General features: G+C 60.4%; 7 protein-coding genes and 1 pseudogene. 4 read left to right on the forward strand and 4 right to left on the reverse strand.

The window, feature by feature from the left end; genetic code table 11:
• Nucleotides 1–456: 456 nt before the first annotated feature.
• The 4 genes and pseudogenes from QFZ83_RS10825 to QFZ83_RS10835 all read left to right on the forward strand — a co-directional run bounded on the left by QFZ83_RS10825 (nt 457) and on the right by QFZ83_RS10835 (nt 6,627).
• A complete protein-coding gene (locus QFZ83_RS10825) occupies nt 457–711 on the forward strand; it encodes a hypothetical protein (protein WP_307505979.1) in 255 nt (84 codons plus the stop codon).
• Nucleotides 712–2,074: 1,363 nt separating this feature from the next.
• Nucleotides 2,075–2,704: pseudogene (locus tag QFZ83_RS32735) on the forward strand (DUF6531 domain-containing protein); the annotation flags it as partial.
• A 468-nt stretch (nt 2,705–3,172) separates the two neighbouring features.
• Nucleotides 3,173–6,052 carry an RHS repeat-associated core domain-containing protein gene (locus QFZ83_RS10830; RefSeq protein ID WP_307505982.1) on the forward strand — a complete coding sequence of 960 codons (2,880 nt, stop codon included), beginning with the start codon at nt 3,173–3,175 and terminating at the stop codon, nt 6,050–6,052.
• Nucleotides 6,049–6,627 (forward strand): hypothetical protein, encoded by a 579-nt coding sequence (locus QFZ83_RS10835; RefSeq protein WP_307505985.1) that lies wholly within the window; start codon nt 6,049–6,051, stop codon nt 6,625–6,627. Before QFZ83_RS10830 ends, QFZ83_RS10835 begins: the two co-directional genes overlap by 4 nt.
• A 413-nt stretch (nt 6,628–7,040) precedes the next feature.
• Here the strand turns inward: QFZ83_RS10835 and QFZ83_RS10840 are convergent, their stop codons facing one another.
• The 4 genes from QFZ83_RS10840 to QFZ83_RS10855 all read right to left on the reverse strand — a co-directional run bounded on the left by QFZ83_RS10840 (nt 7,041) and on the right by QFZ83_RS10855 (nt 14,129).
• Nucleotides 7,041–8,099 (reverse strand): DUF4238 domain-containing protein, encoded by a 1,059-nt coding sequence (locus QFZ83_RS10840; RefSeq protein ID WP_307505988.1) that lies wholly within the window; start codon nt 8,097–8,099, stop codon nt 7,041–7,043.
• 930 nt (nt 8,100–9,029) lie between these two features.
• The gene (locus tag QFZ83_RS10845; protein WP_307505991.1) at nt 9,030–11,582 is read right to left on the reverse strand and encodes a glucosaminidase domain-containing protein; all 2,553 of its coding nucleotides are present in this window, start codon (nt 11,580–11,582) and stop codon (nt 9,030–9,032) included.
• Nucleotides 11,572–12,939: a hypothetical protein gene (locus QFZ83_RS10850; RefSeq protein ID WP_307505993.1), complete on the reverse strand. Its 1,368-nt coding sequence runs from the start codon at nt 12,937–12,939 to the stop codon at nt 11,572–11,574. The genes QFZ83_RS10845 and QFZ83_RS10850 overlap by 11 nt, the downstream gene beginning before the upstream one ends.
• Entirely contained in the window at nt 12,888–14,129 is a 1,242-nt protein-coding gene (locus tag QFZ83_RS10855; protein ID WP_307505996.1) for a hypothetical protein, read from the reverse strand. The genes QFZ83_RS10850 and QFZ83_RS10855 overlap by 52 nt, the downstream gene beginning before the upstream one ends.

Genomic DNA, 14,129 nt, shown 5'->3' on the forward strand with positions numbered 1-14,129 from the left:
CTCATCGCGGCACCTTTGTAAAGATTATTTACCTCGAGGCTAACTTTCACTAACAAGGGCCTCGCGCGCATGCGACTCCGCGAAGGACTCGACGAGCGGCCTGTACTGGCCTTTAGGGCCTGACAAAATTCAAAAGGCCCCCACCAGAGCCCTGTCAAAACTGACAAAAGCCCCCTTGACTGCGCTCGCAGGACGTCGATTTCGCTGTTTTCTTGCTGTTCTCAGCGAACACAATCGCTCCGGTCACAACGGGTAGGGGAAGGCCACCAGCGACGAGCAAGTTGTCCGTATCTGTTCGGAAAGAGCCTTTACGGTGGGCTGCGTTCGGCCAAAGGCTTCCTGGCGCATGGCGCATGGCGCATGGCGCATGGCGCATGGCGCATGGCGCATGGCGCATGGGAGAATGCTCGATTGGCTGCATGACTTGATGTACGCGAAATCGAGGCAGGATCAGAAATGGCTAGCGAGAAACCCACCGTCCAGCATGACCAGGAGCAAGATGGACCCGAAGCCCTCTTTAAATGGATGGCAGTACGTAGCGGGGCATTTGATCTCTTCGACCCAGACGGACGGCTCCCCCCCACCATCATTGCGCTGTGCTACTGCGTAGTCGAAGCCTGTGCCCTCATCGGTGACGACTTCACCGACACACAAGGCGGCTCCAATGCAGGCGAGCAGATACGCGGGATGCTGGGCGAGCCGAAGGCATGAGCAGCATTCAGTGGTACGGGGGCAAGGCCTCCATGCGTCCAGCCCGTAAAGCAGGGGAGACTGCTACGCGATGTCATCGAGGCCTCGCGCGCGCGGAACGTTGCACCACACAGCACTTCGCACTATTAAATGCGTCGAACGGGGCTAGGTTCAACTCCCGCAACCATAACTTTTAATAACAGGGGCAGCCCGTGTGTAGGGCTCGACGTCGGTCGCTACCGGTCTTCCTATGTTCAAGGAACTTCCCCGGACGACCGCTAGAAATTCAAAAAGGTGCCCCCGGGGCACTGACAAAACCAGCAAAAGCTCTCGCGCGCGCGTATTGGTCTCGATTCGCCGCAGTTATTTCGCTGTTACCAGCAAACGCTGTCTGCTTGCGGTCTGTTCTCAGACATGCCCGTACTCCGTTTGCCCGAGAGACCGGCCCTGAGACTGAATCACTGGGCGACCGCGGGCGTGACGCGGCCGCCGGGAGGGAACGGCCCCACTGACTGCCGCAGGGCGGGTGGCCCGGACGCTCGCTCGAGCCGCTCTTGTCGTCGAGCAACAACGCAAGGCGCAATCGCTGAGTACTTTCATGTTCAGCTCGCAATCAGGAATTCAGGTTCCGCTGATCTGTCGTTGTTCGCACGTGGCCTTTCAGCTAGTCTGAAACAACTTGTATAGAGCGCGTTGCGTGACATCACTTCGGGGGGATCGACCGCTGATCGTCATGGCTCACGAAAGCCAGGCGGCTACTGGCGCTCAGATACGCTAACGAGAAAGCATGAGGGGGAGTGCGATGAGGGTACTGAAAACATTGCGATGCCGTTTGTCGCGGTTGGCATCCCCCGGCTTAGCGAGCTGTATGAAAGTGACTCTAGGTCACCATTTTCGAATCAACTCAGGCAGAAGAACTCCACCGGATCTTGATCGCTCTCTCGATACTGGGGATGGCACGCTTCATCTCTTCCGGTTGATCATCTCAACGTCCTTGGCTATCGTTACTGCTCTGTTTGTGTTCCCCGCATCGGCCGGAATACAACGAGGAGCCGAATATGCATTCGATGTTTCAGGATTGCCGCTCATCTGGTATCCGTCTGACGTTGAAGCCTGTGCTGCAATGCCGGATCGGCTCACCGCATATGATCATTTGTGGACGCGCATATCCGTCTTGACGGGGCCTTTGCATTGCCGCGTGACGATCGTCAGCGGCCCTTGGAACGTGGGACAAGTGAATGATCTTGGCGGATCAAGACGTTGGCGTCAGTGCCCAGCAAATAGCACTGCCTCCCCGACCGATCCAAGTATCTGCGCTTGCGATAAGAAAGCCCAAGAAGACGGCACTCGTACGTACTGCGTTATTGCGGCGCCCGCGCCGAGTATGTGCTCCCGCCAATCGGACGGTGCTTTTGAAGGCAGCCCTATTTTCCCCGCCACGGGAGAAAAGTACCGTTCCGAGACAGACTGGTCAGAGGCTGGTCCCAACGCCTTGTCTTTCACGCGCACTTACCGCAGCAACTGGGCAGGCGACCCAACTCGCATTGGCAATCCATTGGGCCAAGTCTGGTCGCACAACCACAGCACCAAGCTGGTTGCGACGCCTACCACTTCTCCTCTTGGCGTTGCAATCATCACTAGCGAAGGCTATGTCCGAACTTTCGGAAGGCCGACAGGAGCCACCACGTGGAGTGCCAACGACAGCGCTGACACGCTGGTGCAGAACTCATCCGGGATATGGATATATCGTCGCGCTGATGATGACGCTACGCTCAGTTTTGATGAAGCAGGGAAATTACAGACTGTCATAGACCGCAACGGCTGGGTTACTACATACAGCTACAACGATTTCGCCCAACTCGCCAACGTTGCGAATGGCTTTGGCCGCTCCATAACTTTCGTTTACAGCCCTGCTGGGCAACTGGTCAGCTTTACAACTCCAGATGCTCGCGTCGTCGCGTATACCTACGACAGCACCGCTCGACTGAGTTCGGTCGTTTATCCCGATGGCAAGGCGCGCAGCTTTGTCTACGAGAATGCGTCGTTTCCCCAGGGACTGACCGGCATCGTCGACGAGAGCGGTGTTCGTTGGGGCACCTTTGCATATGACGGCACAGGTCGCGCGATCCGAACCCAACTTGCCGGAGCCGTCAATAATTATCAAGTCAGCTATCTGGCGGCGGACACGGCCCGGGTTGTCGATCCTCTGGGCACTAGTCGAAACTACAGCTACGGAATTACGCAGGGCAAGCTTGCGGTGACTGGAAGCTGGTTGCCCTCGGGCGTAGGCAAAAGCGATGCGGCCAGCCGCGTACAAGATACCAATGGCCTGATTGTCAGTGAGACCGATTTCAAGGGCGTTATCACCAGCAATACTTGGGACATTGCTCGCCGTCTGCCCACCACTGTGGTCCACGCCTCCGGCACCCCCGATGCCCGGACAGTAACAACTCAATGGCATGCGACGTTCTCGTTGCCCGTAATGGTCGCAGAGCCCGGCCGCACCACCGCCTACGCCTACGACGCCTTCGGCAACCCCTTGTCGAAGACCATCACAGACACGGCCACCAACAAGGCCCAACTCTGGCAGTGGGCCTACAACGCCCAGCAACTCGTCGCCACAGCCACCGAACCCAACGGCGCGGTCACGAGCTACACCTACGACACCCGAGGCAACGTTCTCACATCGACCAACGCGCTGGGCCACGTCACCAGCTACGCCTACGACAGCGCCAACCGGGTCGTCAGCACCACAGCCCCCAACGGCCTGGTCACCACCTACACCTACGACGCCCGCGACCGCCTGCTGACCCAGACCGTCGGCGGCCAAACCACCACGCTCACCTACAAGCCCTTCGGCACCGTCGAGACCATCACGCTGCCCGCCGGCCTCGTGCTCACTTACACCTACGACGCCGCCCACCGCCTCACGGGCTGGAGCAACAACCGCGGCGAGTCCGGCACCTACACCCTCGACGGCATGGGCAACCGCACCGCCGAGCAGATCAAGGACAGCGCCGGCAACATCGCGTGGAGCACGGCGCGCACGATCAACAACATCAACCGCCTCAGCACCAAGACCGAAGGCCCGAATCAGACCAATTCATTCGGCTACGACGCCAACGGCGAATTGATTCAAACAACCAACGGCCTGAACCAGAGCACCAACTACGGCCTCGACGGCCTGCGCCGCGTCAAGGCCGTGACCGATGCGGCCAACGCAACCGCCACGCTGAAGTACAACGCCCTCGACGCCATCACCGAAGCCAAGGACTTCAAGGGCGTGGCCACCACCTACGCCCGCGACGCCCAAGGCAATGCGACCTCTGAAGCCAGCACCGACATCGGCACCGCCAGCACCCAGTACGACAACCTCGGCCTCCCCAGCCAGATCACCGACGCGCTCGGCCAGGCGACGACGATCACGCGCGATGCATTGGGCCGCCCCACCAGCCTCGTCTTCGCCGACGGCAAGACCACCACGCTGCGCTACGACCTCACAGCCAACAGCAAGGGTTATCTCTCGGAGATCATCGACCGCAGCGGCACCACCGAGTACACGCGCGATGCCTTCGGCCGCGTGACCTTGAAGAAGCAGACGCTGGCGACAGGCGCGAGTACGGGCAGCGTGCAGCAGGTCAAGTACGAGTACAACGCCAACGGCACGCTGGCGGCGATCATCTATCCCGCCGGCCCGACGCTCACGCACCTGTACGACAGCACCGGCCGCCTCACGGGCCTGAGCCTGAACGGCACGCCGCTCGTCACCAACGTCGCATGGAACCCGCTGGGCCAACCCACCGCGTGGACATGGGCCTTCGCGAGCCCGGCGACTGCCGCGAGCCGCAGCTATGACACCGCGGGCCGCATGACGGCGACGGATTTCAGCAGCTACGTCTACGACGCCGCCGGCCGCATCACCAGCCTGACGCAGAACCTGTACCAGCCTGGCGACACCGACCCCACGCACAGCACCATTGGCAGCGGCAACGTCACCTGGACCGTCGGCTACAACCCGGTGGGCCGAATCACCGGCTTCAACGCCACCGGCAACACCGCAGGCTTCGGCTACGACGCCAACGGCAACCGCTCGAGCAGCACGCGCGTGCTCGGCAGCCTGAGCACCAGCCGCACCTACACGGTGGGCGCCACGAGCAATCGCCTCTCGGGATTCACCCAGAGCATCAACGGCGCGAGCAACACCAGCGTCACCTACGGCTACAACGCCAATGGCGACCTGCTCGGCGATGGCCTGCGCAGCTACACCTATGACACGGAAGGCCGCCTGGCCGCTTCCACCACGGGCGCCACCGACACCAGCCCGACCACGCGCTACGCGCACAACGCTCTGGGCCAGCGCGTCTTCAAGACCGAGCCGCTGTACCCGCCCAGCCAGGGCGACGAGGCCGACCCGGGCTTCATGCAGAGCCTGATCGCGTTCTTCACCAAGTTGTGGAGCCCAAGCACCACGCAAGGGGAGCAATTGGGCTATGCGTATGTCTACGACGAACAGGGCACGCTCATCGCAGAGGTGGGCAGCGGCGGCACGAACAGCGCGGGCCAGGCGCAGTACATCTACCTGCCCACGGCCAACGGGCCGATGCCGATTGCGGCGGTAATCGACGGCGCCACGTATGCGGTGCACAGCGATCACCTGAACACGCCGCGCAGGCTCACGAACGCAGACGGGCAAGCGGTCTGGCAGTGGGGCTACAGCGCGTTCGGGGAAGACAAGCCGACGGTGGCGAAGAACCGGTTTGCGAATCTGGAAGTGACGCCGAATCCGGGCACGACGGGGATCTCGGTGGTGAAGTTCAACCTGCGGTATCCGGGGCAGTATGCGGATGAGGAGTCGGGGTTGTTCTACAACTACTTCAGGAGCTATGACGCGAGGATGGGGCGATACAGCCAGCCTGATCCCATTGGCCTAGACGGAGGGTGGAATCGATTTGGCTATGCTGAGCTCAACCCGTTGTTGTTCACGGACCCCGAGGGATTGGAAACCATCTACAACGTTGGCCCCGTGTCCATCGTCGCCTATCCCGGCCCTCCGGCGACTGACTTCCGCGCAGAGCACGGCTCAAAAACGGGTGCAGGTCATCATGTGCACACGTTCATTGGGAAGAGCGAAGGGCCGCGATTGTTGACGGGTTCTTTTGCTGTTTATCCTGGAGATGAGAAGTTGTGTGCTGGCCCGTTTAAAGACGCACTGGACAAACTCACTGCGGGTGAAAAGCAGTACATCAAGCGTGCGCAGATCCAAGTCTTCAATGACGGAAAACTCAGTAATCGCTTGCAAAACCGCAGACTCCGACTGACGCTGCCTCGGATAATGAGCGGCATGCCAAAGGGACGTGAATGAACTCAAGTACAACGGTCGAACACGCCTACTGGCTTGCTTGTAATGAAGAGGCCGATGTGGCCGCATTGGGTCGCACCGTGCTCGAAGCTCTGGCTGAGCGTGGTTCCTACGGCGCCATGCTTCACTTCATATCGGTTTACGACATCGGGAATGGCGGCGTCGCGCCGGATGCGGAAATCGTGGTCAACTGGATTCGGCGAGCGAGAGATATGCATCCGACGCTGACTAGCGCGGACGACCTGTACACCGCTGGCGCGCGCTGTTGTTGGGACGCGCGATTTGGCGTGACTAAAACCGAAGCATTGCAGATGCTCCACCGTGCTGGCGAGTCCGGGCATGCGGATGCACTCTGGGAGATGTACGAACAGACCCGCTATGAAAATCCGCTTGGCTTTGACCGGCTGCAAATCCTCGAATTGGCTGCACAAGGACTGAGTGCGCAAGCACTGGTGGAGCTCGCGACGCTGGAACAGCGAAATAATCGCGAACGCTCGATGACGCTGCTACGGGCTGCGGAAGTTCTGGGAAGTTTGCGGGCAAGAGAGATGCTTGCGCCGAAGGGGAATTTAGCTTAAACACTCTGCCGGATCGCATCTTCCAAACAATCGACGGTCCAAGTAGCCCCGTCAGGAACGGATGACGCTCGACCAGCTTCTTGCTTTGTGCGAACGCACTGGAGTCCTCGACTATCTGCGCAACGTTGTCGATGCTGACGGTGCCACAGCGTGTGCCAATGATGTCGCCGTTGCGGATGCTCACTACTAAGCACGCGCCGGCATAGGCTTGGGCGGCGAGCGGCAGCGAAGCAACGTGGGGCTCGCCGGAAAAACTGTCGGCGGCGGCCGGCAGGAGGCGCGCGAATCGGCAGATCTGAAGAGGTCCTTAGCGTTGAGGCCGCCATTGCCATGTTGGTTAATCTGGCACTGCAGCGGCTTCGCTCGATGGAATGATCCTGAGTGTGCGGCTCTCGCAGAAGAGCGGACGCTCTCTATTCCTCTTTCGACTCATGTTCATCTCGCCATTCGGCGACTGTGGGCCGACGCACTACCGCGGGTTGATAGCGCTGCTGCTGAAACGCGGTCCGGTACTTCTTTGCGCGCGATCTGATCGTCATGAAGGTCAACTCCAACTTGGTCCGCACGCCTCCAATCTGAACCGCAATGAGACCGGATTTTTCGCCGTCCTGAATCGCTGCCGCATCAACGTCGGGCACAGCCGCGCGAAACTTCCCAAATAGTCGGTGAAGTCGTTCGACATCGAGCGATCGGTTGTGGAAATAGACGTTTTCCTCTGCAGAAGCTATCTGTAGCCCATTCAGCTGGTCGACATCCCGCGGAGAGGTCAGTTGAATGAGCCCCTTATTTGGGCTGTTCGGCGCAACTGAGTAAACGTGCGGATCGAACAGCATGAGAGTCAGCCGAGGTGCTATGGGAAAGAAAAGTTGAAAACCAAGCCAACCTGGCGCAGCTGCATCAGCTCGAGGTCGGTACGCGAATAGCTGGTTGTAGAAGACCACGGGCATGTCTGAGGTGACGAACTCGCAGGCTGGAGGCGCCATCAACAAGCGAGCTTCGAGATCAGCCAACGTTCTGTACGCTTTGATTGACAAATGAACAGACAACAGGAGCGGATCGACATCCCGAAAGCTTGGTATTTCTCCGGCTAGATCCGCGCCTGCAGTCAACTCTCCAAGAGCTGCATCCATTTTGTCGCCGATCATTGCCACCAAGGCTGCGGCTGCCGGTGTCCGGCCATGCTGAGCCATGAGGAATACAGCTAACTGCTCGGCCTGAGCGCCCGTGGGCAAAGTTTCGCTATCGATGATCGAACCAAGGGTGGTCGCAGATTCGCCCTCCATCTCGGCAAGGATCTTTTCGAGTACCTGATCTTTGCCGTAAAAGTAGTCTCGATAGCACTGTGCTTTGTACGAAGCGACCGGGATGGTTCGCGCAAGCTTGCAATTGAAAAGACTGACTGACTTACCGTCGGGCGAAAAATGCTTGAGATAGAAACGCGGCACATAGTGGTGCCGCTTGTTCTCAGGCATGTTGTGTCCCTTAGATTGCGCGTAGCGCGGGCTTGGAGTCGGCTACGTAGTTGATGACCACGGGGCGGTATTTCAGGAGGAGGGCGGCGTGTTCTTCCGCCAGGTAGCGGATTAGTGCGGCCATGCTGTCGATCGCGTACACATGGTCCCAGCTTTGGTAAGGCAGAACGGACGTGCTGGCGTAGTGCCATCCCCACCGAGTACCGGGGTCTCGCCAGCAAGAGTACGCCCATTCTCTGAGAGGTTCGACGCACATTGAGCGTGGCCACCTATCAGGCGTGTGCTTTCGGCTGCTTTCAAAGCGAGAGAACAGTGAGCCTGAGATCAGGACGGCCGCTACCTTGTCCGGATCATCTTTAACACCCCACAGATGATCCAGCGTATCGACTTCTCCCCGACGCATGCTCAACTCTGGGTGAACTGGTCCGACGGTTCCTGGCCAGCGTTCGAAGTGCTGGTGGATGTTGGCGCGCAACACGTCGAAGTCCTTGCTTGGCCACCAGGAGAGCGCAGGGTCGCGGCGGCCCGCCGGATCACGGACTGAGACCTCGCGAAAGATTGGGTCGACATCGACCCCGAAGTCATCGAGACGATCACGCCAATTGCGTAGGACGCGCTCCCAAGTCCATCCCTTCGAGAACTCGCGTGCTTCCCGGCGCGTTTGCTCGAGCAACGATTCGGATTTTGACGTTCGCATGATTGGGCAACAAGGATGAGTCTGTCGATCCTATCTGACCGCACGCCGAACGGGCGCTCGGCAGCGCGGCAGACGGCGCTCACCCGAGTTAGCTGCGCGCCCGTTCGGCGAATGCCACGTGAAGCTGCACAGCCGAGAGTTCTAGAATCGGCTCATGGACTACAGCGACTGGCTCGTCATCAAAGTTCTGGGGGTTCTGGCAGTCGTCGCTGCCTGGAACTTCTGGAAGGGCATCACCGGGCGGAAATAGCCGGTACGGCCCTGTACGGAAGGCTGCTGTTCTGGAACGCTCGTAGCAGCGAATTCCCTTGAGGCTCGGTCATCAGTCGGGCTGCTTCCTTTGGATCGAGCAGGGCGGCTCCCAAACGCTCCTGAATCTGCTTGTTTGCCGTCCCATAGGGAACCTGAAGCAAGCGGCCGAGGGTTGCAGTTGCGCCTGTCGATCCGCCGAGACGCCTTCCGAGAATGCTTTCCAGAAGCTGGCCTTGCCCAAGGTTCTGAACGGTGTTGGACCCGACTGCCCGGCCTGTGTTGTTGGCGATTTGAGCGGCGTTCAGGTCAGCTTGGATGCCCCGAAGGACGCTCATCTGCTTCGGGCTCAACTCCCTCACCAGATCGCTCCCTTGATTCTTCAGAATGCCGTTCAGCTTTGGCGCCGAGAGAATCATCGCGCCTTGCGAATCGACGGTTCCGGTTTGAAGCGCCTTCATGATCTCCTCCAGGGTTTCCATCTGCTTGATCGGGATGCTTTCCTGCGAGTACGACTGCAAGTAACCGCGCCAGTTCGGCGCCCCGGCCTCAGCGGTTTGTGAGGCAGCACTCCTGCCCCCTTGCAAGGCCATCTGCGAACCGGGTACGGCGAGTTCTCGAGAAGTACTGGCGACTGGCGCAGCCCCACGGCGGGCCGCATTGTCGATGGCCTCATCGATGATCTCTTGCACGGCGTTCAACTGCCCCTTTGCATAGCGCAGATTTCCGGCTTCGCCTTGAAGCTTGCCTTGCATCAGCTGTCCGATGTCTTTGCGAACTTCGTACAGCGCCCGCGCATTGATCGCCCCGTCGCTCGTGAGACCTTCGATCTGCTTCTTGAACTGCCGCAGGGCCTGCTGAGCCAGGTTTCCGGCGTTGTTCGGGTTGGCGATCAACTCGTCCAACGAGCCGATGATTCCCGCTGTAGGTACATTTCCCGCAGCCTGCAGCGCGCGCTCTCGCATTGGCGCCGTCAAGGCGTCCCGCGCGTCCTCGGCGATTCGCAGCTTTCCTGTGTTGCCAGCCACGTCTTCAAGCGCTGCAGTCCGCGCCTGGTTCTGAGCGACTTGCCGAGCAGACAGGTTCGCAGCGTAGGTTGGGCTCGTGTTCTGCATGGTGCGACTGAGGGCAGCGATGCCATCGTCTCCGGCTGCGGTTGCTGCGATTGGAGCGGAGCCAGGAACGACTTCCGTTGCGTTCGCCAGAGCGTTCCTAGCCGCAGTCGGATTGGTAGAAAACTCACGCAAGGCGTTGCCAACGATGCGTTCTTGGCCCGACGCAGTGAAGGGCCTGAAAAGCGATCCCAAACTGTTGGATCCGGCGCCGACCAATCGAGTAGCGGGGGGCAGGAACGCCCCAATGCCGGCACCCAGGCTGGTAGCGGACGGGTCGATCAGTCCTGCGGTCGCAGCACCCGTTGCAGCGCCACCAGCCATTCGAATTCCCATGTTGCCCGCAGCGGACAGCAAGCCCGGCGCCACAACTGCGCCGGTCGTCCCGCCGCCAGAGGCGAGAGCAGTGCCGAACCTGCTGAGGCCCAATCCCTTTGCCGCGGTGCCAAGAGCAGGGCCAACTGGAAGAGTTGCGGCTACGTTTCCAACCACTCGACCGGCGCTCGCCAGACCGCTATCTCCGTACTGGTCTTTGAAGTCAGCTTTACCTTGCTCGTTCATGGCACGGACACGCGCACCTTCGCCTTGTTGGCCAGTTACCAGACCCGACACGCTGGGGCCTCCGCCCGTGAGCTTGTCATAGCCTGTGGCGAGTAGTTGAGCTCCCGTATCGATGGGGTCTTTGACGCCTCGGGCAAGGCCCATGACGATGGCATCGGATGCATTTGGCGTGTTGTTGCCTGGCTGGCGGCGGCTGTTCGGATACACCCCAAAGGCAGCACCACCGCCTTCGGTTCCCGACTCCCACAAGACCGACCTCGGATCGATCGTCGCCTGTTTCGGCGCCGCGGCTGGAATGTCTTCCCACTGCACTTGCCGTGCGTCGATTTGTGGCCCCGTGGGTGCTGCCTGAGCGCTGGGGATGACGCCTTCGACCATCTTGCCGAGTCGCGCCATGACGGGGCCGGGTTGACGGTCCATCATGCTTGAGGCCTGCGCAACCTTGGTCACGTACCCGGGATCTTCGGCGTAGCCGCCGTCTTTCAGCGCCGATGCGAAGGCACTCGCGTTCTTGGCTCCCACAGCGCCTGGAAACTTGCGCTGTACGAGGCTAACGTAGTCGTCTGCGAAGGCTTCAGGCGTGGCGTAGGAACGGTACTTATCACGGCTCCCCGTCATGTTGTCGGTCGCAGCTACGCCACCGCCTGCGAAGTCTTTGATGTTGCCGAGGTTGTTTGTGCCAGGGATGACGCTCTTGCCCCATCCCGTCTCAAGGCCCCATTGCCCCAGGATGACGTTCGCAGGGACGCCAAGCGCCTTCGAGACCCGCTCGGCAGCCGGGCCGTAGACCTGTTTGAATTCGGCAGGAGCGCCGGTGCGCTTCGGCTCCGACTCCCACAGCACCGCATCGCGATCAATCGGCATAGTCAATGCTCCCGTCTGAGTATTCGACAACCTTCCGACCGTTCAGCGTGCCGCGACGTTTGACCGTCCGAGCAGGCGCCGGCGCGGGTGTGGCGGCTGGGGTATTCACGTTGGAGGCAGTCTGGTCCGTTCGACGGGGAGCAGCCTTCAGTGCTGGAGATTCCTTGTAGCCTTGATCGGCGCTGTAGGTTTGGGCAAGCAGGCCCGCTTCTTCTTCGTAAATTGCCTTGAAGCGGGCGAGCTTCTTTTTGGCGACGTCCGGTGAATCCGACGCACTGGGGATGAACGGGCGTAGGCGAGGCGTTTCAGAGGCTGTCACCGCAGCGCCGGAGCGGTCGTGCAGGATCAGAGAACCGATGTCAGCAACGCCGGCTCGGGCCTCCACACCTTCTGGGTCCAGATACTGCCCCAGCGTCTCAGCACCAGGCACCATGTACTGAGCACCCAAGGAGCTTGGTTTGGCGCTGATTGCTGCTATGGCTTTGTCGATCTTGCTGATGTTCTGCTGGTTCTCGATGATCGACTTGTTGACGTTCGGTGGGATGTCCTTGCCAGGGCGGCGTGCAGGGTTGCCCGCTGCATCCATCACGGGGCGAGACGTACCGGCCCGCGTATCTACGATCACTGGACCATCGGCGGTCTGTACAACTTGCCCCTTCGGCGCGTTCTGATCGGCTGTAAAGCGCTGCTGATTCACCGAAAGGTTGCCGCGACCAACCTCAAGGTTCCCCTGTGCGACGTTGAGACTGCCGGCTGCATTGCTCTCCGTCGCCAAGTTGTGGCGCTGCGTTTCGCCAGCGGTCAGGGCCTTCAGCCGTTGCTCCATCTGGTCCTTGACGCTCATTGCCTGTTGCTGATTGCGAGCAATTGCCGCAGGGTCATAGACCGCAGGGATGTTTGCCATCGCCTCTGGACCTAGCCTCTGCCCAATTCTTTGGCGGGCGATGTCGAAGGTGGTTTGGTCGTTCACGCCACTCATGACCTGGCCGACGAACTCAAAGTGTTTGATGCCGGTATCGAGCTTTGCCTTCTCTGCATCAGCTTGAGCTTTCTGCTGCTCGGTCTGGAATTTCTGGTACTCCATCGCCGGCTTGTAGAGGCCCTTTTGCCGGAGCGTCTGGCCGATGTTCCCGCCCGCGGAATACGCTTGCCGGAGTGAGTTGTCGTCGGACATGGCCTGGCGTGCTTGGCTCATCTTCATCGCGCGCATCTCGCGCTCGGCCTGCTGCTCTTCGATCTCGGCGTTCGACATCAGAGGCGTCACACCTCGGCCGGCCTGCAGAATGATTGAAGGATCGAGTGCCATTAGTTCAAACTCCCGTTCGTGCCGGCGAAGAAATTGGTAGGCGACGTCCATCCGGTCGGCCCGCTTACGCTGGTCGAGCTCTGACCGTAGGGAGTGGGGCCAGCCGAGATGAGGCTGTTCCAGCCCGCCGCGCTGCTTGGGTTGTTGTTGCTGCGCATCGTGTTCGCCAGCGAGTTGAGCCCTGAGGTGAGCGCATTGCCGCCCACGATGCTTGCTGCCGAGCTCGCATTTCCAGCAGCAGCAATGTTCTGTCCTGCTGCGTTGGCAGCCTGTTGAGAACCCGCACCGACGCGCGCCGCTGAGTTCTGACCAAGGGTGCTTTGCCCGGTCAGAAAGTTGTAGATGGTGTTCCGGTTGCTGTCGTAGGCATTGAGGTTCGTGTTCCAGGTGCTTTGCGCGCGCCCGAAGCCTTCGTTGAACTTCGTGCCGGCGTAGTCCTCGTTGTACCGGGCGAGTTCCTTCATCGCCGCGCCAGAGAGGAAGTTGCCGCGAGCAGCTTGCCCGCGCTCGATACCCATCGTCCCCTGGTCGAGTCCGAACTTGTAGCCCGGATCGGTTAGTAGATCCTTGCCGGTAAAACTGAATTCTTCGCCGTTGCGGTACGGGCGAAGCAACGAGCCGTAAGTTGGGTCGGCCTTGATGGCGTCTTCCTGCGCCTTCTGCTCGTCGTAGTACTTGGCAATGGCAGCGTCGAGACCTTCGTAATCGACCTCGCCGGCAGGCCCGCTGGGTGGCGTGCCCGCACCGTCATAGATGGTTTGCCCATCCTGTCCCGGGTTGGTTCTATTGGGGGTCGTCCACAAGGATGAGCGATCTGCGTTCGCGCCTTGAGCATTTTGCTGCTGGAAGTAGTCGTGCGCGCCTTGTGCGCCAAGGGCATCAATTGCGTCCTGTCCCGTCCGATAGAGCGGCGCCGAAGAGCCAGCACCGGCAGCAGGTTGTTTGGTGAACCGGCTAAGGAGTTGAGCGCGCACCTGGTCGGGCGTGAGGCCGGTGGCAAGGCCCATCGACGTCACGCCGGACGAACCGACGCTGCCCGTCCCGAGGTAGCGACTGAGCAGGTTTTGCGCGCCGCTTCCGGCTTTTACCCAAGGGTCGAGGTCCTGCCGCTGTTGCGCGGCCATCATCATCTGCAGTTGCGTGGATTGCTGCGAGGCGCCGGATTGCGCGTCCGCTGCATCTCCGGCTGCGTTCGCGGTGATGAGTGCGCCCCCAATAGCGCCTGCTGCTGCCCATGGCAT

This window comes from Variovorax sp. W1I1, from assembly GCF_030815625.1.
In the GTDB taxonomy this organism is placed as follows: domain Bacteria; phylum Pseudomonadota; class Gammaproteobacteria; order Burkholderiales; family Burkholderiaceae_C; genus Variovorax; species Variovorax paradoxus_C.

Coding starts and splice junctions, on each gene's coding strand:
- QFZ83_RS10825 (WP_307505979.1), top strand. CDS start 457: ATGGCTAGCGAGAAACCCACCGTCCAGCATGACCAGGAGCAAGATGGA.
- QFZ83_RS10830 (WP_307505982.1), top strand. CDS start 3,173: ATGGTCGCAGAGCCCGGCCGCACCACCGCCTACGCCTACGACGCCTTC.
- QFZ83_RS10835 (WP_307505985.1), top strand. CDS start 6,049: ATGAACTCAAGTACAACGGTCGAACACGCCTACTGGCTTGCTTGTAAT.
- QFZ83_RS10840 (WP_307505988.1), bottom strand. CDS start 8,099: ATGCCTGAGAACAAGCGGCACCACTATGTGCCGCGTTTCTATCTCAAG.
- QFZ83_RS10845 (WP_307505991.1), bottom strand. CDS start 11,582: ATGCCGATTGATCGCGATGCGGTGCTGTGGGAGTCGGAGCCGAAGCGC.
- QFZ83_RS10850 (WP_307505993.1), bottom strand. CDS start 12,939: ATGGACGTCGCCTACCAATTTCTTCGCCGGCACGAACGGGAGTTTGAA.
- QFZ83_RS10855 (WP_307505996.1), bottom strand. CDS start 14,129: ATGCCATGGGCAGCAGCAGGCGCTATTGGGGGCGCACTCATCACCGCG.